This window comes from Corynebacterium sp. HMSC062A03 (genome assembly GCF_001811145.1).
Taxonomy (GTDB): Bacteria; Actinomycetota; Actinomycetes; order Mycobacteriales; family Mycobacteriaceae; genus Corynebacterium; species Corynebacterium aurimucosum.
Window position 1 is genome coordinate 27,648 of record NZ_KV803651.1, and the last position, 20,064, is coordinate 47,711.

Consider the following 20,064-nt stretch of genomic DNA (forward strand, 5'->3'; position numbering starts at 1 on the left):
CTAGAACAAGGCAGTGGCCGGTGGTTCGTCGATAAGCTCTGCGTAGTCGTTGCGCACGTTGCCCACCGCGGGGTCGGCCGGGCGTGCCTGAAAGCCGCGCACAGAGCTCGGCTCCAGCAGCGCCTCCCCCGCCAGCCAGGGCGCGATTTCATCTGCAGTTAGAAACTTGGGCAAGCGGTGGTGCAGCCACGCCATCTCTTCCGTGGCATCCGTGGTCACCATCGTGGCCGAGAGCCTCTCCAACCCCGTGGCCCACAAACCAGCCGCCCACAGCAGGCCATCGGGCCCGGTCACATAAAAGGGCTGCTTCTTGGCCTTCTTATCCCCACCGGCTTTCCACTCGTAGTAACCATCCAGCGGGATAACGCAGCGCTGTGCTTTGAAGGCATCCCGGAAGGAAGGTTTCTGCGCCACAGTCTCCGCGCGGGCATTAAACAGCGGTGGGCCGTCGAGGTCCTTCTTCCAGTGCGGGATAAGCCCCCAGCGCGCTGGCTCCACGCGAACGGTCTCCTCCGCAACCCGCACGATGGCGATGGGCTGGGTCGGAGCAATGTTATAGCGTGCCGGCGGCAGGCCTTCCGGCGCATGAACTTCCGTAATGGATTCCCACGCTCCGACTTCCTCCAGTAGGGACTCGGTGAACAGAACAAATCTTCCGCACATGCCCTTTATTATGGACTACATGTCTGCTTTCTGGTGTGCTCCCCAACCCGCCGGCCCGTTGTCCTGGACTCAGGAAGTTCCCGGGTCAAAGTCGATGACCAACCGCGCCCTCATCCTCGCTGCGTTGGCCGACTCACCTTCTATCATCTACAACCCGCTGGTCTCCCGCGATACTGACCTGATGAAAGAAGCTTTGAAGGCCATGGGCGTAGGTATCTCCGAGTGGGGACCGCACCTGCGCGTGACGCCGGGCCAGCTCCACGGCGCGACCGTCGATTGTGGCCTGGCTGGCACGATCATGCGCTTCTTGCCTCCGGTGGCAGCGCTGGCCGATGGGCCCGTTGTCATCGACGGTGACCCTTATGCCCGCAAGCGCCCCATGTCCACGATGACCATGGCCTTGCGTGAGTTGGGCGTCGACATCGAAGGCGATAGCCTGCCACTTAGCATCACGCCCCATGGCATTCCGGAGGGCGCCGAAGTCACCATTGATGCCTCCGCTTCTTCCCAGTTCGTCTCCGGCTTGCTCCTGGCCGGGGCGCGCTACCGCAACGGCATCAGCGTGCGCCACGAAGGCGGCACGGTCCCTTCCCAGCCCCACATCCTGATGACCATCGGCATGTTGCGTGATGCCGGCGTGCATGTGGTCGCGGGCGAGGATAATTGGGTCGTGCGTCCTGGAAAGATTGACGGCCGCGAGTGGTACATCGAACCGGACCTGTCCAACGCCACACCGTTTTTGGCTGCCGCGGCCGTCGCCGGCGGCAGCGTGAACATTCTGAATTGGCCGGAGGAAACGACCCAACCAGGTGATGCTTTCCGCGGCATCCTGGAGCACATGGGGGCACAGGTTGAGTACGTCCCGCAGGCACCTCACCGAGATCCCTACCTGCAGGTCACTGGCCCGCAGGAGGGTCTAGCAGGCCTGCGCGGCATCGATCTCGATATGGGAGATATCGGCGAGCTCACCCCGACCGTAGCCGCGCTGTGCGCGCTGGCCTCAACGCCGTCAACCCTGACCGGCATCGCGCACCTGCGCGGCCATGAGACGGACCGTCTGGCGGCCCTCGCTACAGAGATTAACGGCTTGGGCGGCAACGTCACTGAGCTTGACGACGGCCTCCGCATCACCCCTGCCCCACTCCACGGCGGCCAGTGGCACTCCTACGCCGACCACCGCATGGCCACCGCTGGCGCCATCATTGGCCTGGCAGTCGACGGTGTCGAGGTCGAAGACATCGACACCACCTCCAAGACTCTGCCCGGCTTCGCCAAGATGTGGGAGGCCATGATCCATGGCTAGGCGCGCGAGCAGCTACGACGAATCTGATGTCCGTATCCGGCCGGGCAAAGGGTCGCGCCCCCGCACGAAGGACCGTCCGAAGCACAAGGATGCCAAGTTCGGCATGGTCATCACCAAGGACCGCGGGCGCTGGGGAGTTGCCCTTGATAATGATGGCCCAGTCGTCACCGCTATGCGCGCCCGCGAGATGGGCCGCACACCCGTCGAGGTCGGTGATCGGGTCGGCGTCGTGGGCGATACTTCTGGTAAGAAGGACACCCTCGCGCGCATCGTGAAGCTAGAGGAGCGCACTTCCGTCCTTCGGCGCACCGCGGATGACACAGACCCTTATGAGCGCATCGTGGTGGCGAATGCAGACCGCCTGCTGATCGTGAGTGCTGTGGCGGATCCACCGCCGCGCTCCGGATTCGTGGAGCGTGCTCTCATCGCGGCCTTCGCCGGCAATATCCAGCCGGTCCTGTGCCTGACGAAGACCGACCTCACCGACCCCACTCCGTTCGCCCAAGAGTTTGCGGACTTGGATGTCACCGTGGTGGAAGCTGGCGTGGACGATGGACTGGAGCAGGTCTGTGCCGCAATTGATGGACATGTCACGGCCCTCATCGGCCACTCCGGTGTGGGTAAATCAACCTTGGTCAACCGGCTCGTCCCGGATGCCAACCGCGAAACCGGCGAAGTCTCCGCCGTGGGCAAAGGCCGCCATACATCGACGCAGTCGGTGGCGCTGCGACTGCCGGCGGAAGGAAGCACCCCGCATGGCGGGTGGATCATTGATACCCCAGGCATCCGCTCCTTCGGCCTAGCCCACATTGATGCGGAAAACGTCATTGAGGTCTTCGATGATCTTGCCGAAGCGATTGAGGATTGCCCGCGTGGCTGCACGCATTCCGGGCCACCCGCGGACCCCGAATGCGGGTTGGACCTCAGCATAGAGGAAGGGACAGCTTCTGCACGCCGCCGTGATGCGGTTCGCAACCTGCTGGCTTCCCTGCGCACCAACGTCGATTGGGCCTAAGGCCTAAGGGCCTTACTCCTAGCGCAGGAAAGGCCTTAGGCGCCCTAACGGGGCCTAGTTTTAAAGCGGAAGCATTGCTGCCAGCTGCGGCGGCAGGACGGTCTTAAGGAAGGGGCCAGCCGCGCGGAGGACCATCAGGATCACGGCTAAGCCGCCGGTAACACCGAGGATAACGGCTCCGCCGGTATCGATATTGGAGGAAGTGTTGGCACCGCTCGCCTCCCTCTTATTGAACTCTTCCTTCTTCGCACAGGCGTTGAGCGCCTTGATGTACTCCGGTGCGATGACACGGAAGGTGTCTACCACTGCAATGTTGTTCTTGGCGCGCTTGACGGCGTTCTCATCACCGAACTCGACCTCCGCCTCGTAACCTGCCAGTGCACGGAAGAGCTCTTCCGACTGGTCCTCTACGGCGCGAGCACGCTTCTCCGCGTCCTTGGGCGAAATCTTAAGGCCATTCTTTAGCAAGCTGCTGTCGACATCATTGGCCTTCGACTCCGCATTCTTCAGGTCGCTGGCTTCCTCCTCGCTCAAGGTGATGGTGCACTTCTCATCCTTGATGGTGGTGCTTACCGCGCCCGCCGTGGGGGCTGCGACACCACCGGCAAGAACCGCAACCGACAAGCTGGAAGCAGCAACTACGCGGCGAAGGCGAGAGGAAGACATACTGAGGAAACCTTTCGATCGAGCTAAAGTTTTACCCCCGCAGATTATCAATAATTAGCCCAACTTGGGCAGGTAATCACCAAACTCCTTGTAGGCGGCGAAGCCAATGCTGATGATGCCGAAGAGGACGGAGATAATGACGGCCGCTGGACCCTGGGATGAACCTTCCAGGATGCGCAGCCACGGGGTCGTGGGCTTCACGGCCATATCAGGGTCTGGGTTCCCAGGTTCCGGCTTGCTGCGATCCGCGTGCACCTGCGCGATCGGTGCTGCAGGCTCCTCTGCGCCGGCAACTGGTGCGGCGACAAGCGCAGCGGTGCTCAGGGCAGCGGCGGTGACAAGGCTAGCAAGACGGGATCTCTTCATGGTGGTGCTCCTTCTAAAGCGATGGCGTTAGAGGCTTAGACTAGCACCACGCGTGAGGCACCGGTGATTATTTCCCAGTAGATCCTTAGAGAAGCTCCACGAGGATGGGTAGTTCGGTGGGGTCATAAAATGCCATGAAATTGTCCAAAGCATCACCCACTGCGAGCTCAGCGTCCTCATCTCCGAGGTCAGCGTTGTCGATAGCGTCTATAGCCTTGGCCGTAGCGGCTTCGGATTCCTCGATATCCACGTGGATAGCCTGCAGGTTAGCCTTCGTGATCGTGGCAGGGTTGAGGGCCACGACGGGCTCACCCATGTCTGGCTTCGGAGTCACCACGGACTCATCCACGTCGACGGAGATGACCACGCGTCGGTGGGGAAACTTTTCTTCGTCCCCGATAGCCAGCAGGCGCAATGAAGCCATGGAAGCTTCAAGGAAGGCAGAGTACTCAATTTCTTCCTCGTCGCCTTCGGTATAGAACTCACGCAACGCGGGTGTTAGCGCAAAACCCCAACCACTGCGTGCGGCGAGCTGGCCGGTCTCCTCAAGCTCAGCCAGCATGCCGAAGGTAGCCGGCAGGAAGACGCGCACATCCTTCGACACTTAGAACTCACCTTCAATGTCGAAGACTGCCTGAACCTCAACGCTCGTGCGGTCGAAGACCGTGTAGAGCATGCCCACCATGCCGTTCTCCACAGCAGCGCGCACGTTAACGATGGAATCATCCACCATGACGCAATCATTAATCGGCAGGTCAATAGCATCTGCCGCGGCTTGGAAGGCAGCACGGTCCGGCTTCTCAGCGCCAACCTCGCCAGAAAGCACCACGGCATCCACGATGCCGCGGTATTCCCACTCTCGAATGTGCTCCGCACCTGGGCCGCCCGGATCGTTGGAAAGGATAGCGGTGGCAACTCCGTTGGATTTCGCGGCGGCGAATAGTTCCCGCCAGCGCTTGACGTCCTCTTCGGTGCCGTCAAGCACGCCTACAAAATCGACGATGAGTCCACGCATATTATCTACCCTTCGCATTGAACTGTGTTTATCGTCCGAAAGTATAGCGAACATACCGCCCGCCTGCTCTCACCGGCCAATGCGCTGCAAAGCTCTAGCCGCAGACGGGGCTGCCATGGCACAATGAACGTACATCCAGCTTCCTTCTCTGTGCCATCCCCCGATCCTTGCTTCAGCGCTTTCCTCCGTACCGCGCACTGCGGAAGAGGACGCTATTCACATGTACACCCCCATCCCCGGCATGAGCCACCTACAACTGTATGTTGCCCCGCAACGTATCCGCTATGAGCGCGAGCCCACAGCTCGCGACCTGGCCACGCGGGAAGAGATCCGTGGTCTCGTTGTCATAGTTCTCGAAGTCGCCGCCGCCTTGCGGCCTTTGAGTCATCTCAATAACCCACGCTTCGCCCCAGAAATCACTAAGCATGTGCGCGCCTGGAGGAAAGCCCAGGCAGCTGCAGAATCGCACGGAGGAATGACGCTGCGCAGCTTGCACGCGCGCTCAAATGGTGAGTTCTTCGGTTCGGTGCTCTTAGGCTCAACACGGCGCGCTTTTACCGGCGCTGCAACCGGCCGACACCTGCGGTCTTTCCGCTTACTTTCGGGCGGCCTGCAAACCCACTGACACAAGAGACAGAGGTTCTGAAAAGATGAGTTTGCGGCCTTGAGGAGCCCTAGAAATCACGCCTATGACTTAGCGCTGGTCTTAAAACATCGATCCCAGCTTGATCAGGATGGGTGTCCAATCGATTCCGGCGAAGGCTGCAGAAGCGCTCACCAAAGCTAGGCTGATGCCGCCAAACATGGTGGCCCCCACCACGGGAAGCTTCGCAGTAGCTTCATCAAGACTTTCCGGTTCAGACACCGCGCCACACTGAGTGGAGACAACATCCTGCGAGCTGAGTGCAGCGCCCTTCAGGGAGTCATCGCTTTGAGAGCCCAATACGGAGGCCAGCTGGCACTGCTCTTCTGGGGCTAGTTCCACAGCCGAAGCAGCTGCGCCGCCACCCAGCAGGGTGGCAGATGCGAACACGGATAGACCTACTCGCAGAGACAAGCGGCGCATACTGACTCAACCTCCGAAGAACAATAATTAATGTTCTGACAGTATATACCTAACTACTTCCAATAAAAAGACGCCGTGGGGAATGATTCCCACGGCGTCCTGCGTTGACTAGCGCTGGCGCATCAAGGTTGCCCTAGGCTTCCGCTTCATCCACTGCGTTTGCCTCTTCCTGCGCCTTGAACTGCTTGCGCAGCATAAACAGCTGGCGCACGGTTTCTTCCTTGACCGCGTCGTTCATGGCATTGAACATGTCGCCGCCTTCCTTCTGGTACTCCACCAGAGGATCTCGCTGCGCCATGGCACGCAGACCGATGCCTTCCTTGAGGTAATCCATCTCATAGAGGTGCTCGCGCCACTTCTGGTCAATAACCGGCAGGATGATCATGCGCTCGGTATTGCGCATCTGGCTCTCACCACCGATAGCGCTCACAGCTTCTTCGAGTTGGTCATACTCGGAATTCGCATCAGCCAACAGTGCATCGCGCAGCTGCTCCGCAGAAATCTCGCCGGCGGAGCCGTACTCGGTACCGGCGACAAGCTCCTCGTGCGTCATGGTCGGCCCGTAGAGGGATTCCAGCGCATTCCACAGCTCGTCTAGGTTCCAGTCCTCCACGTAGCCGGTAGCCGTCGCACCCGCCACGTAGGCAGACACGGTGTCGTTGATCATCTCGCGGATGTTGTCCTTGATGTCACTGGCCTCGAGGATGTCGTGGCGGGTGGCGTATACCACCTTGCGCTGCTCATTGAGTACCTCATCGTACTTGAGCACGTTCTTACGCATCTCAAAGTTCTGGTTTTCCACCTGTGCCTGTGCACCCTTGATGGAGTTAGAGACCATCTTGGCCTCGATCGGCACATCATCTGGCACGTTGAGGCGGTTCATCATATTCTCCATGGACTGGCCCACGAAGCGCACCATGAGCTCATCACGCATGGACAGGTAGAAACGGGTCTCACCCGGGTCACCCTGACGGCCGGAACGGCCGCGCAGCTGGTTGTCAATACGGCGCGACTCGTGGCGCTCGGTGCCCAATACGTACAGGCCGCCGGCCTCGCGGACCTCGTCGCCCAGGCGCTTGGAGCGTTCCCTCTCCTGATCGATTTCGGCGTCCCAGGCCTCCTGGTACTTCTCTTCATCCTCAAAGGGATCGAGGCCGCGCTCGCGCAGCTTCTCATCCAGGATGACCTCGGGGTTACCGCCGAGCACGATATCGGTACCGCGGCCGGCCATGTTGGTGGCGACGGTTACGGCGCCCGGGCGGCCGGCACGGGCGACGATCTGTCCCTCTTCCTCATGGTGCTTCGCATTGAGTACCGAGTGCTTGATTCCGCGCTTGCTCAACAGTTGCGAGAGGTACTCGGAGCGCTCCACGGAGGTGGTACCCACCAACACCGGCTGGCGGTCGGCAACGTGTTCCTCGATGTCATCCACCACCGCAGCGAACTTGGCTTCCTGGGTCTTGTAGATGCGGTCGGAGTGATCGGTACGCTGGTTCGGCTTATTCGTCGGAATCGGCACCACATCTAGCCCATAGATGGAGTGCAACTCAGCAGCCTCGGTTTCTGCGGTACCGGTCATGCCGGAAATCTTGTCGTAGAGGCGGAAATAGTTCTGGAGCGTAACGGTGGCGAGAGTCTGGTTCTCGTTCTTGATCTCCACCTCTTCCTTTGCCTCAATAGCCTGGTGCATACCTTCGTTGTAGCGGCGGCCAGCCAGAACACGGCCGGTGAAGCTATCCACGATCAGCACTTCGCCATTGCGGACAATGTAGTCCTTATCGCGGGTGAAGAGCTCCTTCGCCTTCAAGGCATTGTTGAGGTAGGACACCAACTGGGAGTGCTCTGGGGCGTAGAGGTTTTCAATGCCCAGCTGATCCTCGACGAATTCGACGCCCTCCTCCAGCACACCAATGGTGCGCTTCTTGTGGTCCACCTCGTAGTGGATGCCCTCGCGCATCTTCGGCGCTAGCTTGGAGAAAACGCCGTAGAACTGGGAGGAGCCGTCGACCGGTCCGGAAATAATGAGCGGGGTACGGGCCTCGTCGATCAGGATGGAGTCAACCTCATCCACGATGCAGTAATTGTGGCCACGCTGGACCGTGTCATTGAGCGAGCGGACCATGTTGTCGCGCAGGTAGTCAAAGCCCAGCTCATTGTTGGTGCCGTACGTGATGTCGCAAGCATACGCTTCCTTGCGCTCCGCAGGGCGCATTTCGGAGAGGATGACGCCAACGGTGAGGCCCAGCCAGCGGTGGACACGGCCCATCATCTCGGCGTCACGCTTGGCCAAGTAATCGTTGACCGTCACGATGTGTACGCCCTTGCCCTCCAGCGCATTGAGGTAGGCCGGCAGCAGCGAGGTCAGGGTCTTGCCCTCACCGGTGCGCATCTCAGCGACGTTGCCGAAGTGCAGGGCGGCACCGCCCATAACCTGCACCTTGTAGTGCTTCTGGTCAAGCACGCGCCAGGCAGCCTCACGCACGGTGGCGAAGGCTTCGAGAAGGATGTCATTCATCTTTTCGCCATCCGCCAGACGCTTCTTAAACTCGTCAGTCTTAGCCTTGAGCTCGTCGTCCGACAGCGCCGCGAATTTATCTTCTAAGGCAATAACATCATCTGCAATTTTGGCCAGGCGCTTGACGGTGCGCCCCTCACCGGCACGGAGCAGCTTGGAAAGTCCAAACACGTCTAGATAGTCCTTCTTGTCGCGACAAATAAGTTAACTCGTCGCCATTGTACTCACTAGCTTTTCTCTCACGATTCGCCACCCAACCCAAAGCGCAATTCTGTCCCCACCCCGACGTTTGCAGGACGCTCCCCTCGGCCGTCACGAAAAAAGATGATCGAAGATTAACAATGCCTAATAGGGACATAAGAAGGCTCCCTGTCTCGCTGCGCGTGTGCGCTGCGGGGCAGGGAGCCTGTGTGTTAGGCCCTACGGCCTTTAAGGCTCAGGCCTTAAGCATCAGCATCCGTCAGGGAAATAAGACCGTAGTCGAATGCGTGGCGGCGGTAAACCACAGAAGGCTTGTTGTTCTCCTCGTTGATAAAGAGGTAGAAGTCGTGGCCGACCAGCTCCATCTCGCTGAGCGCATCATCAACAGACATCGGGGTTGCTGGGTGCTCCTTGAAGCGGACAACCTGGCCCGGGCGAACATCCTCGACAGTCTCGGCGTAGGGATCGATGTAGCGCTCTTCCTTAGCGGGCTTAGCTGCCTCAGCTTCAGCGACCAGCTCAGCGGCGATCTGACCAGTACCCTTCTGGGCGCGGTGGCCGGACTTCACGTTCTCACGGCGCACCTTAACCTTGCGCAGGGAGCGTTCCATCTTGCCCAGGGCGGTCTCGAGTGCCGCATAGAAAGAATCTTCCTTCGCCTCGGCGCGAGCGATGTGCCCCTTACCGGTAGCGGTGATCTGCAGACGCTCTGCCTCGGACTCGCGGCGCGGGTTCGGCTCGTGCTGCAGCTCCACGTGGAAGAAGGTCAGGGTCGGATCAAGGCGCTCGATCTTGGCTAGTTTTTCAGTGACACGTTCCTGGAAGTGCTCCGGAACCTCCACGTTACGGCCGGTGATGGTGACCTGAGCGTTGGTCTGCTGGGACATGAAATGCCTCCCTATACTCGTGGGGACTGAATGACTGCACATTCTGCGGACTTCTACAAGCCTGTGATAAGGAGCCGGAAGCCCGCTTCCCTGTGACACCCCTCATGTTACCACTGGTCATAACCTACACGATGACTGGCCCCTACACTCATGCATGATGATGGCCCGCCCTACGCATCTGCCAGCACAATTGCGCCCGCGACGTCACCCCCGATAGCCCATACACGCGCGGCGCTAGCACGCAGAGTTGCGCCGGTGGTGATGACGTCGTCGACAAGCATCACGTTCTTCCCCACTAGTTCGCGGGCGGCGGGACGCAACAGCACGGCTGTCCGCATGTTATCGGCGCGCTCCACGGCGCTGAGCTCTGATTGATCCGCACTGCTTTCAGCCGTGCTCAGGGCATTAACCACAGCCCAGCCTGGAAGCCTGGCAGCCGCTGCCTGGCACAGCGCGGCAACAGGATCGCCACCGCGGCGACGAGCCGAGGACACGCGCGTCGGCGCCGGCACGAGCAACCCAGTCTCCGGGATATCACCGCGGGCGCGCAAGTAATCGATGCCGGCAGCGAACACCGCCCCGAGGTGAGCACGCACTGCGTGGTGCCCGTGTTCCTTCATGGCGATGATGACACCACGGCGAGTATCGGAATAGGGACCAAGAGCCCATGCCGGAAACCCCAGGGGCCGCGGCCGTTCCACCCGGCGTGGAACCTGCCGCAAGTGTTCCTGGCAGGAAGCGCACAACACCCCGCCCGCAGCTGTTTCTCCCCCGCACCCAGCGCAGGGGCGTGGCAAGAAAAGCTCCACGAGAGCGGCCGTGACCTCCCCTATCCCCCGATTCTTCGGCATGCGCCCCACTTTAGCGCGACTCTAGCGCGCGATGATGGGTGAGGATCGCACTCCCTGCAGGCCTTCGACTTCACGCCAATACGAGCGTTCAGATCCGCCTGCGGGAAGCTGCAGTAGAGCATGCGCATCGGTGACGTAGTGCGTCGACGGTGAGGAAGCCACCGCCACCACCGGCGCGGTGATATTTCCGGTAGGTAAGGTGGTAGCAGAGGAACCGTCTTGCTCAATACGCCACACGGGCGAATTCGACGCCGAGGTACCCACGAGCAAAGAACCATCCGTCTGCCACTCCACGGACAAGGCCGAGCCGGTCAGCTCAGGACCAACTTGGTGGATGTTGACGATACGCCGCTCGCCCGAGGTCGCGCGGGCCACCACGCCGGTGTAAATGCTGCCGTCGATGATCATGGCGATACGGGCTCCCGTGAGGGACAGTCGAATGACCGAGATCTCTCCCTCCATGTTCTCCAGTGCAGAGGTGTCCACCTCTGCGGTGCTCAGTTCGCCAGTCGCCGGCGAACGCGTCACACGGACTACATGTTTGCCGTCAACAACGGTCCACGCCACCTGGCCGCCCACCTCAAAGGTGGGGCGGGCTAGGGTTTCGCCCTTGACCGAGCCCTTGAGTCCGTGGCCGAGCTCGCCCATCGCCAGCTGCGATTCCTTCTCAGAACGCTTACGCACCGCGGCCACCATCCCCTCATCCGAGATATCGGCGGACTGGATGTCATGGATCTGGCCAGCCATGCCCTGTACCTCGGTGCTACCTTCGCCCTTGACTTCCAGCAGGGAGCCGTCGTTGACGGCGTAGAGCTTGGGCACGGATTGGGCAGCTACCTCTGGGTTAAACTCGGCGAAATCATCGATGGTCATCTCCTCCATGTTGTCAACCAAGGGGCTGCCATCGATGGTGGCGCGAACTGAATTAGTGATCTCCGCATTGTTGAGAGTCCAGACCAACTGGGAGGCAAATTTAAGGCGCTCCTCCTGGCTCATTGCTGACATCCCACTGAATTCATACACACCATCGTTGATGCCTAAGAAAGTGGCATCCTTCGGGATCAAGGTGGAGGTCGCCGGAGCGATATCGGAAGACGGCCCTTGTAGCAGGAGGGTGACCAACTCTGAAGCGATCGAGTCCTTTCCCGAGTAGAGCCACCGACGGTCCGCCACCAGTAGGCGCTGGGTTGTACCGAAGAAGTACAGCGACTGCGGGCGGTAGCGGTTGCGCAGTTCCGTGCGCTCGATCACCGCGCCAGTAGGCAGGTCGGTAATGCGCCATTGCCCATTGAACTGGCGCAGGCGGACAGTCGCCTCAAGACGCGAGTTATCCGGGACATAGGCCCCACCATTCGCCAGACGGCCGATGATGTTGCCGCGCACCGAATACTCGAGGGCACCGTCTTCCATGTTTGAGGTCACAAGGTCGATGGAATCCACGACGAGCACGGTATCCGTGGGATCCCAGGAATTAGCGATTTCGGAGGCAAGGAAGGTGCGGGCAGCAGCGTAGTTGCCAGTGGGAATCGCCACGGCCGAATAGAAGTCACGGACTAAGAGGTCCGGTTCGCTATCGGTGCGGGGCTCCACGACGGCATCGTCTGCCCGCTCATGAGGTTCAAAGGTGCCGATCACCTGGGGATCAGTGTTATGCGGCAAAGTCGAGCACCCGACGAGGGTAGTAAGCGCGACGCAGCTGAGCACTGCGAGTGAGCGGCGGGCCGGAATCATCGCTGGGCCTCCTCGTCGAAATCGGGGACGATGTCTTGATTGAACGGCGCTTCCGCGCCACGCGCTTCGCGCTCCGAGGGCCACACTATCCCGTTATCCGGCTCTGCCTTTACTGCAGGGGCTCCTAGTTCAGTGCTCACGTCGAGCGCGGACTGTTCCTCCGCTTCGACGGGCTTCGGAGCGCCCGGGACCTCGAGGGCAATGGGCTCAGATTCCACCGCTTCCCCCGGGGTGCGTGGCAGGACTAGACGGAAGCGCGAGCCGATGCCGAAGTAGCCGATGGCATCCAGAGTGCCTCCATGGAGCACGGCATCCTCGCGAGCGATGGCCAAGCCTAAGCCGGTTCCGCCTGAGTGGCGCTTGCGCGAGGAATCCGCGCGCCAGAAGCGGTTGAACACCAGCTCCTCCTGACCTTCCTTGAGTCCCACGCCAGAATCGGTGACGGCGATGCCAACGGCATCCTCAGTCGCGCCGATATCCACGGTAACGGGGTTGCCTTCAGAGTGATCAATGGCGTTCGCGAGCAGGTTACGCAAGATGCGCTCGACGCGGCGCGAATCGCATTCCACAGCCACGGGTTCCTCTGGGGCATGAACGATAACCTCCACCCCCAACTCGTCGGCGAGGTGTTCCACCTGGCTCAGTGCGGAGTCCAAACAGGAGCGAATATCAAGGGAGGCCGTGGACAAATCAGCCACGCCTGCATCGTGGCGAGAGATCTCCAAAAGGTCCGCGAGCAAGTCCTCGAAACGGTCCAGCTCCTTGATGAGCAACTCCGCCGAACGTTTGGTGTAGGGGTTGAACTCTTCTGCGTCTTCCGCGATGACATCCGCCGCCATGCGCACCGTCGTCAGCGGCGTGCGCAACTCGTGAGAGACATCGGAAGTGAACTGCCGCTGGAGGTCGCCATATTCCTCCAGCTGGGTAATCTGCTTTGACAGCTTGTCTGCCATGTCATTGAAAGAGGAAGCAAGGCGGCCCATCTCATCATCCGAGTTGACCACCATGCGCTCGCGCAGGTGGCCGGCGGCAAATCGTTGTGCAATGCGGGATGCGGAGCGAATCGGGACGATCACCTGCTGGGTGGCCAGCCAGGCAATACCTACGAGGAGGACCACGACCACCACTCCGGCGGCCGAGAGCAGACCACGCATAAGCGCCATCGTGGATTCCTCGGACTCCATGGACAATACGAGGTAGACCTGGGTATTCGGGATATCACTTTCAATGGGTGTGCCCACCATCAACGCGTTATAGGTCGCCCCCGACTGCTGGTCCACCGTGGCATATTGCTGGACAACCTGACCGCGGCTGACGAGCTCGCGCATCCCATCGGGAATACGGTAGCCCTCCGGCGAGGTCGTGGCCGTGCCGTCTGAGTTTTCCACGACGATGACCGGCTCATACACGGCCTGGGCATCGGGCTGTTGCGCCGACATTTGGCCCAAGGCGGCGCGCGCAGAGTTGATGCGCACCTGCGTTGAATTTGCTGTGCCGGTGGCATCGATCTGCTGCTCCACGGCCACACGAGCGCGGTCGAGCTCCTGCAGTGCGGTGTCTTCCTTCTGGCTCACGAGCTGTTGTGTCAACACCGACACCAGTGCATACGCCAGGATGATCATGACCACCGTGGAGGCGACCAGCATCATGCCCAAGACACGTGTCTGCAGGGACGTGCGCCAGCGCTCGACGACGCCATCCCGGGCTCGCCTTAACCAACCAAAAATAGCGGTAGTCCTTTACTCGGCGATTTTTCCAGTCTTGTATCCCACACCGCGCACCGTGAGCACGATGTGTGGATCTTCTGGGTCGTGCTCGATCTTTGCGCGCAGGCGCTGAACATGCACGTTGACCAAGCGAGTATCGGAAGCGTGGCGGTAACCCCAGACGGATTCGAGCAACGCCTCGCGGGTGTGCACCTGTCCGGGCTTTCGAGCCATCTCCAGCAGGAGGTCGAACTCTAGCGGGGTCAGCGAGATCTCCTCGCCGCCCTTACGGGTGACGGTGTGCTCGGGGACGTCGATAAGCAGGTCCCCTACCTCAATTATTTCGCTCGTACCCCCGTCAATCCGGCGCAGGCGCGCACGGATACGGGCGATGAGCTCTTTCGGCTTGAAGGGTTTGGTGATGTAGTCATCCGCCCCCGATTCGAGGCCAAGGACCACATCGACGGTATCGGTCTTTGCGGTGAGCATCACGATAGGCACCGAGGACTCGGTACGGATGGCACGGCAGATATCAACGCCGTTCATACCCGGAAGCATGAGATCCAACAGGATCAGATCGGGGTCATGCTCGCGGAAGGCCGGGATGGCCTCATTACCATCGTTGACGGCAATAGGTTCCAGCCCTTCCGCCTCGAGCACGATGGTAAGCATTTCGGCAATCGCCGGATCATCATCCACGACCAAGATTTTCGGTGCCACGTTATTGTTCTCCTACAAGCTCCTTGACAGCTTGGATAATCATATCGGCATCCGCGGTGGCGATCCACCGCCCTGCCCACTGCTGCTCCGCCAACCGACGGTAGGCAGCCGCCGTGCGTGACTGCAGCGCGGCATCGCGTTCATAGCGGTCGCGGTTGCGTCCCTCATCCTCTGCTGCACGGGCCACGGCACGCTGGCCGGCAAGGGCTACGTCGGTATCCAAAAAGACCTGCAGTTGCGGCACCGGCAGGCCGAAGCGCTCGAATTCGAGCTCATAAATCCAATCAACAATGAGCTCCCCTCCCACCCGCGCGGAAGAGTACGCGGCGTTGGAGGCCACATAGCGGTCCAGAATGAGCAGAGAGTCCGAGGACGCAGCGGCGGTGAGGAGCTGTTCCTTGGCGCCCCGCCGATCCAGCGCAAAGAGCGTGGCCATCCCGTAGATCGAATCGGTGAGGTCACCCATACGCCCGTAGAGCGCCTCCTGCGCGAGCTGGGCATGGATGGAGTCTTCGTAGCGCGGGAAGCTTAAGACTTCGACATCGCAGGCTAGTTCTTCCCGCAAGCGCTGGGTGATGGTGTTCTTACCCGCGCCGTCAATTCCTTCAATACTGATCAGCATGCTTGGTGTATCTGGTGCTCGAGCTGTTTCTAGGAAAGCTGGCTCTACGACAGAGCCTCAATGAAGGGCTCAAGGTCATAGTCCTCTTCCACACCTTCGATCAGCTCGAGCGCGTTTTCGTTCAGGTTCTCGCTGCCGGAGCCGGCGAGATCCCGGATGAAGGGGTAGTCCTCAACGACCTCCCCGGCACTGAACGGAGCACCTGCCCAGATGGCAGCAATCGTGGCCGCCGCTAGGGCGTTGCGCTGCTCCTCTTCAGTCTGCGCCTCACCTGAAGCCGCAAGCGCGCAGGCATCATCGACCGCAGCAACGATCTCTTCATCCTCTAGATCAGCCAGTTCATCCAAGAAGTCGACGTTGGCCTCGTCAGCGAAGATGTCTTCATCCCATGAGCTCATTGTTTTCTCCTTTATGCTCTGGTGAATTAGGGGTCTGTGTTCTTATATCCACGGTGGGCCGGTGCGGATTCGCAGGCGGGGCACGCCGCGCAGCCGCTATCTAATCCAAGTTCTACCATTCTTTAGGCGCACGTATGCAAGGCTTGCTCCCGCGGGCCCGTTTTATTACGGCACTAGCTATCTACCTTTCCTTCCTCTTTCACATTTCTCTCTCCTTCTACAGCGCACCGAAGACCGGCTCACATAAGAAGCGCGTGGGGATTATTGCCCAGCCCATTTACTATCCTCAGTTTCGTGTTATCGTTGTTACCGTCTTGTGACATTTGAGCAGGCTTTTGCGCAGCAATTTAAGTAGGAAGGAGAGCGCCCCGCATGACGAGCACCCCTCGCCGCATTGTGGCTTTCGTCGTGGCAGGCCTCCTATGCGCCGTCGCCGTTGGCATCGCAGTTTGGCGCATGAGCGCGCCGGATTCCGTGGTATCCAAGCCCTCCGCCGCCACCGCTGCCTCAAGCGCTCCGGCCACGTCATCTTCGGCAACGCACTCCTACACCACCACGGCCTCCCCGACCTCGACGCGCTCCAAGCAGTCCCAGACTCAGGTTGCCGCACCCGCGGAGGATCCGTACTTGGCACCGAATGCCGTAGTGAACCGCACGGAACCGGCTGCGCCCACGGCTGTCTACCGCCCTGATAATGTCTCCTCGCTGCAGAACCAGCAGCCGCAGGTAACGCCGAACACGCAGTACCCGCAGGCGCCGCTCAGCACGGCGCCCACTGCGCCGCCATCTGAAGGTTCCGCTACGACGGCCCCTGGGTCGCCAGTACCGGGCTCTCCTCAGCCGAGCTCAGAACCGACGCAGCCGCCGACCACACCGGAGTCACCGACGATCGTTCCACAAGAGAGCCCAACGGAGGACCACCACGCTGGCCCGCAGTCCTCCGGGCAGCCACAGCCTGAAGAACCTTCTGACTCCCCTGAGTCCTTCAATCCGCGGCCAGCTGGGTTCACCCACGAAGCTCCCGCACCTGATGCTGAGACCCCCGCAGAACCCCGCGAAGCAGGCAAGAAACCGTGGGAAGGAACCGCCCCACTAGTCGGCGATGGCGCGAAAACTCCGGGGCGCGACGCCGAGACTCATCGAAGCAACGAGGCTCCCACCCCAGCGGCACCGACGGATGATACCCCCGTCGCCGAGGAACCTTCTGCAGCAACCCCCACCGCCACTGCTCCAGCTGAAAGCTCCCCCGAGCCAACTCCCGGACCGGCGATCACAGAGTCGGCTTAAATTCTCTCACACTTAAATCCCCTCACAGCTGCCCAGGCGCACACAAAGCCTGGGCAGCTGCGCAGTTTTAAGGCTGGCCGCACGCCATGGGCTTAGACGCGGGCGATGAATACCTCAGCACCCTCGGCGCCGGCAGCGCGGACGGTAGCAACAGGGTCGTTGGCAGGGAGCCACGCAGCGTGGCCCGCGCTTAAGTTGAGGCTCTCTGCCTCCGCGTTGCTCAACGCAGCTGCGCCGGAGGTACACAGCAGAATCATCGGGCCATCGCTGTCGACATCGACGCTCTCCTCGCCGGAAAGCTCTACACGGTCCAGCAGGAATTCCTCAATCGGTACCGGATAGGACCATGCCTTCGCGCCCTTCACGTTTCCGGTTTCGGAGGCATCCACTAACTCCACTCGCGGGTCTTCAGCCGCCTCGTAGGTGAGGACCTTGACCAGTTCAGGAACGTCAACGAACTTCGGGGTCAATCCGCCGCGTAGCACGTTATCGGAGTTGGCCATGATCTCTACGCCTAAGCCGGAGACATAGGCATGCAACTGCCCGGCGTCGAGGTAAATCGCCTCCCCCGGCTGCAGGACAATGTGGTTGAGCAGAAGCGCTCCCAGAACGCCGATATCACCTGGGTACTGTTCATTGAGCTTGGCCACGGTACCCATCACGGTGGTCATCCACGGCTCACTTGCCTGGGTGCTGCGCAGTCGCTCACCAGCAGCCACCACCGCATTGATCAGTTCCTTGCGCTTGGGGCCAGGGATCGTAATCCAGGTGGTAAACAGCGCGCGGAGACTATCGCCTTCGGCGGCTGGATCCGCATCAAGCATGCCTTCATAGTGCGCTAGTTCTTCGCATTCCAAAGCCGCGAAGAGGCTGCGGGTCTGCGCAAGGGGGCGGAATCCCGCCATGGCGTAAAACTCGGTGAGCGCCACGATGAGTTCCGGCTTGTGGTTGTCATCCTTGTAGTTGCGATTAGCTGCCGTGAGATCGATTCCCGCCGCGTTCTCGCGGGCAAAGCCTTCTTCGGCCTGCTGTTTCGAAGGATGCGCCTGCAGCGATAGCGGTTCGGCGGCTGCCAGAATTTTCAGCAAGAAGGGCAGGCCGGCACCATACTTGTCAGCCACCCGCTGTCCCAGCTGTCCTTGGGGGTCGGCCGCGATGATCTCATCCAGCTTCTCCTCCCCAATCGTTGAAGGGTCAGCCGGATGCGCACCGAACCACAGCTCTGCTACCGGGCTGTGGGCTTCCGGCTCGCCGAGCAGCGTCGGGATAAGCGTGCGCGAACCCCACGAATAATTGCGGGCAGCGCTGGTGAGCAACTTCATTGAAATCCTTTATTTCACGTCGTAGGCGGTCGCGGCATAACTGCGCGTAATCAACTGCAGCGAGCGGGCCAATTCCCCACAGGAGGTGTCGGCGCTCGCTGCTGCAAAAGAGTGGGGAAGGTTCGCCTCTTCCTGTCCCCATAAAACAATTTTCAAGGGTACCAAAGGCTCTTCCGCTTCAAACGGGTCGTAGAAGATGTCAGTCGGGTCTGTCTGCAGAATCGGCCCTAAGCCTTCCGCATCAACAACGGTCCCTCCCAGCCCGTGGGCTGCCCACAGCGCACCAGCCATACGGGCAACAAGCGCGTCAAGGTGCACGCGCGTGCGCTCCTCCGACAGCGCATAAAGATCGGGCCCACAGCTGTGGATGACTCGCCCGCCCTCTACGAATTCACGCAACGCGCGCCCAGGGTTCGTCGTGGAGTCACGTTGCGGGGATAGTGCTTCCAGCTCACGGTCCACTGCATCGGCGACGTCCTCCACACGGCGGGAAACGAGAACTGGGTCTTCGCTCAGCACCGCGTACACCGCATGCACAGCTGTAATCACGCGCACCGGGGAGATCCCTTCGGCGGTGGGTAGGTTGTCGATGACGATGGTGTCTTCGGGGGCGTCCTCGATCTCATTGAGAAGGACTGTCGTGGCACCCCGGCGCGCAGCAGTATGCAGCGCGCGCTCCGCCCACGGGCTATCCCCCGCCACCACCACGACATCGAGGGCACCAGTAAAGCGCGGTAGTGACTCGCTGACCATGATGGGGACTTCAGCGGGCTCAGCTAGGCCCACAGCAACGTGAGCGGCAGCGCGAGAAACTTGGTCGGCGGCAAGGATGACGACGCTGCGCGGGCGGAGTCCGCCCAGCACGCGAGCAAGCTCCGGCACGGATGCAGCCACCACGCGCGCCTGGGCGCCTTCGTGGGCAATGTCAAAGAAGCCCACGGTTTCGGGGTCATAGGAAGTCATAGGCCCGAGCATAGCTAGGATTAGTGGCCATGAGCATTCATCCGGTAGTCCTTGTCGGCGGCGGCCCTGGCGCGTGGGATCTCATCACCGTGCGTGGCATGCGGGCGCTGCAGGAGGCCGAGGTCATCGTGGCAGATCACCTCGGTCCTACCGCCCAGCTGGATAAGCTGTGCGATATAGGCACCAAGGAACTTATCGACGTCTCCAAGATCCCCTACCGCGCCCAGGTGGCCCAGGAGCGCATCAACGAGATTCTGGTTGACAACGCCCGCCAGGGGCGCCGCGTGGTCCGCCTCAAGGGTGGGGATCCTTATGTGTTTGGGCGTGGTTTCGAAGAACTCACTGCGCTTACGGAAGCGGGCATCCCGGTGGAAGTGATCCCCGGGGTGACCTCGGCGGTCGCGGTGCCCGCACTGGCGGGAACGCCGGTGACGCACCGTGGCGTCGTTCATGCCTTCACGGTGGTCTCCGGGCACCTGCCGCCAGGCCATCCCAAGTCTTTGGTGGATTGGGCAGCACTGGCACAATCTGGGGCTACGTTGTCCGTCATCATGGGTGTCAAAAACGCGGCCGCTATCGCTGCTGCGCTGATCGACGCCTCCCTGTCGCCCCACACCCCCGTGCGCATCATTCAGGAAGGCTCCCTCGATGGCGAGCGAGCATTCCAGTGCGAGTTGGCTGAGCTAGGGGCCACGATGGAAGAGAACTCGGTGGCTCCCCCGGCGGTCATCGTCATCGGTGAGGTTGCCGGGCTCTAGCGCCAAGTT

General features: G+C 60.9%; 21 protein-coding genes. 5 read left to right on the forward strand and 16 right to left on the reverse strand.

What is annotated here, in order from left to right; all coding sequences use genetic code 11:
- The gene (locus HMPREF2781_RS02450) at window positions 1–663 is read right to left on the reverse strand and encodes an SOS response-associated peptidase (RefSeq protein WP_070644111.1); all 663 of its coding nucleotides are present in this window, start codon (window positions 661–663) and stop codon (window positions 1–3) included.
- Here HMPREF2781_RS02450 and aroA point away from each other — a divergent pair.
- Both aroA and rsgA read left to right on the forward strand, forming a co-directional pair.
- Window positions 662–1,966 carry a 3-phosphoshikimate 1-carboxyvinyltransferase gene (gene aroA, locus HMPREF2781_RS02455; protein ID WP_070644114.1) on the forward strand — a complete coding sequence of 435 codons (1,305 nt, stop codon included), beginning with the start codon at window positions 662–664 and terminating at the stop codon, window positions 1,964–1,966. The genes HMPREF2781_RS02450 and aroA overlap by 2 nt on opposite strands.
- Window positions 1,959–2,981 (forward strand): ribosome small subunit-dependent GTPase A, encoded by a 1,023-nt coding sequence (rsgA, locus tag HMPREF2781_RS02460; protein ID WP_070644116.1) that lies wholly within the window; start codon window positions 1,959–1,961, stop codon window positions 2,979–2,981. The genes aroA and rsgA overlap by 8 nt, the downstream gene beginning before the upstream one ends.
- Window positions 2,982–3,041: 60 nt before the next feature.
- Here rsgA and HMPREF2781_RS02465 read toward each other — a convergent pair whose 3' ends face one another.
- From HMPREF2781_RS02465 to HMPREF2781_RS02480, 4 genes are all read right to left on the reverse strand, one after another.
- Window positions 3,042–3,647: a hypothetical protein gene (locus HMPREF2781_RS02465; protein ID WP_070644119.1), complete on the reverse strand. Its 606-nt coding sequence runs from the start codon at window positions 3,645–3,647 to the stop codon at window positions 3,042–3,044.
- Between the two features lie 54 nt (window positions 3,648–3,701).
- Complete coding sequence (locus tag HMPREF2781_RS02470) at window positions 3,702–4,013, reverse strand: hypothetical protein (RefSeq protein WP_070446152.1); 312 nt, start codon at window positions 4,011–4,013, stop codon at window positions 3,702–3,704.
- Between the two features lie 85 nt (window positions 4,014–4,098).
- Entirely contained in the window at window positions 4,099–4,605 is a 507-nt protein-coding gene (locus tag HMPREF2781_RS02475) for a DUF6912 family protein (protein WP_201829629.1), read from the reverse strand.
- Between the two features lie 12 nt (window positions 4,606–4,617).
- Complete coding sequence (locus tag HMPREF2781_RS02480) at window positions 4,618–5,028, reverse strand: HAD-IA family hydrolase (RefSeq protein ID WP_010189184.1); 411 nt, start codon at window positions 5,026–5,028, stop codon at window positions 4,618–4,620.
- Between the two features lie 220 nt (window positions 5,029–5,248).
- On the opposite strand from HMPREF2781_RS02480, the gene HMPREF2781_RS12125 reads away from it, so the two are divergent.
- Window positions 5,249–5,653 carry a hypothetical protein gene (locus tag HMPREF2781_RS12125; protein WP_083276453.1) on the forward strand — a complete coding sequence of 135 codons (405 nt, stop codon included), beginning with the start codon at window positions 5,249–5,251 and terminating at the stop codon, window positions 5,651–5,653.
- Between the two features lie 81 nt (window positions 5,654–5,734).
- Here HMPREF2781_RS12125 and HMPREF2781_RS02485 read toward each other — a convergent pair whose 3' ends face one another.
- The 9 genes from HMPREF2781_RS02485 to HMPREF2781_RS02525 all read right to left on the reverse strand — a co-directional run bounded on the left by HMPREF2781_RS02485 (window position 5,735) and on the right by HMPREF2781_RS02525 (window position 15,725).
- Window positions 5,735–6,094 (reverse strand): hypothetical protein, encoded by a 360-nt coding sequence (locus HMPREF2781_RS02485; protein ID WP_070446156.1) that lies wholly within the window; start codon window positions 6,092–6,094, stop codon window positions 5,735–5,737.
- Window positions 6,095–6,227: 133 nt separating this feature from the next.
- Window positions 6,228–8,780: a preprotein translocase subunit SecA gene (gene secA, locus HMPREF2781_RS02490; protein WP_070644121.1), complete on the reverse strand. Its 2,553-nt coding sequence runs from the start codon at window positions 8,778–8,780 to the stop codon at window positions 6,228–6,230.
- A gap of 272 nt (window positions 8,781–9,052) precedes the next feature.
- Window positions 9,053–9,697 (reverse strand): ribosome hibernation-promoting factor, HPF/YfiA family, encoded by a 645-nt coding sequence (gene hpf / locus HMPREF2781_RS02495; protein WP_010189188.1) that lies wholly within the window; start codon window positions 9,695–9,697, stop codon window positions 9,053–9,055.
- A 170-nt stretch (window positions 9,698–9,867) separates the two neighbouring features.
- Window positions 9,868–10,548: a ComF family protein gene (locus tag HMPREF2781_RS02500; RefSeq protein ID WP_070446159.1), complete on the reverse strand. Its 681-nt coding sequence runs from the start codon at window positions 10,546–10,548 to the stop codon at window positions 9,868–9,870.
- Window positions 10,549–10,569: 21 nt separating this feature from the next.
- Window positions 10,570–12,279 carry an MtrAB system accessory lipoprotein LpqB gene (lpqB, locus tag HMPREF2781_RS02505; protein WP_070446161.1) on the reverse strand — a complete coding sequence of 570 codons (1,710 nt, stop codon included), beginning with the start codon at window positions 12,277–12,279 and terminating at the stop codon, window positions 10,570–10,572.
- A complete protein-coding gene (mtrB, locus tag HMPREF2781_RS02510) occupies window positions 12,276–13,949 on the reverse strand; it encodes an MtrAB system histidine kinase MtrB (RefSeq protein WP_305764403.1) in 1,674 nt (557 codons plus the stop codon). Before mtrB ends, lpqB begins: the two co-directional genes overlap by 4 nt.
- A gap of 69 nt (window positions 13,950–14,018) precedes the next feature.
- Complete coding sequence (gene mtrA, locus HMPREF2781_RS02515; RefSeq protein ID WP_070446165.1) at window positions 14,019–14,705, reverse strand: MtrAB system response regulator MtrA; 687 nt, start codon at window positions 14,703–14,705, stop codon at window positions 14,019–14,021.
- A gap of 1 nt (window position 14,706) precedes the next feature.
- Window positions 14,707–15,327 carry a dTMP kinase gene (locus HMPREF2781_RS02520; protein ID WP_070644122.1) on the reverse strand — a complete coding sequence of 207 codons (621 nt, stop codon included), beginning with the start codon at window positions 15,325–15,327 and terminating at the stop codon, window positions 14,707–14,709.
- 44 nt (window positions 15,328–15,371) lie between these two features.
- Window positions 15,372–15,725: a DUF4259 domain-containing protein gene (locus tag HMPREF2781_RS02525; RefSeq protein ID WP_070446169.1), complete on the reverse strand. Its 354-nt coding sequence runs from the start codon at window positions 15,723–15,725 to the stop codon at window positions 15,372–15,374.
- Window positions 15,726–16,097: 372 nt separating this feature from the next.
- Between HMPREF2781_RS02525 and HMPREF2781_RS02535 the strand changes: the two genes are divergently transcribed.
- A complete protein-coding gene (locus HMPREF2781_RS02535) occupies window positions 16,098–17,012 on the forward strand; it encodes a DNA-directed RNA polymerase II (RefSeq protein ID WP_070644126.1) in 915 nt (304 codons plus the stop codon).
- Between the two features lie 92 nt (window positions 17,013–17,104).
- Here HMPREF2781_RS02535 and manA read toward each other — a convergent pair whose 3' ends face one another.
- Both manA and HMPREF2781_RS02545 read right to left on the reverse strand, forming a co-directional pair.
- The gene (manA, locus tag HMPREF2781_RS02540) at window positions 17,105–18,334 is read right to left on the reverse strand and encodes a mannose-6-phosphate isomerase, class I (protein ID WP_070446176.1); all 1,230 of its coding nucleotides are present in this window, start codon (window positions 18,332–18,334) and stop codon (window positions 17,105–17,107) included.
- A gap of 9 nt (window positions 18,335–18,343) precedes the next feature.
- Window positions 18,344–19,297 carry an exopolyphosphatase gene (locus HMPREF2781_RS02545; RefSeq protein ID WP_246821757.1) on the reverse strand — a complete coding sequence of 318 codons (954 nt, stop codon included), beginning with the start codon at window positions 19,295–19,297 and terminating at the stop codon, window positions 18,344–18,346.
- Between the two features lie 29 nt (window positions 19,298–19,326).
- Between HMPREF2781_RS02545 and cobA the strand changes: the two genes are divergently transcribed.
- Entirely contained in the window at window positions 19,327–20,055 is a 729-nt protein-coding gene (cobA, locus tag HMPREF2781_RS02550; RefSeq protein ID WP_070446179.1) for a uroporphyrinogen-III C-methyltransferase, read from the forward strand.
- Window positions 20,056–20,064 lie beyond the last annotated feature (9 nt).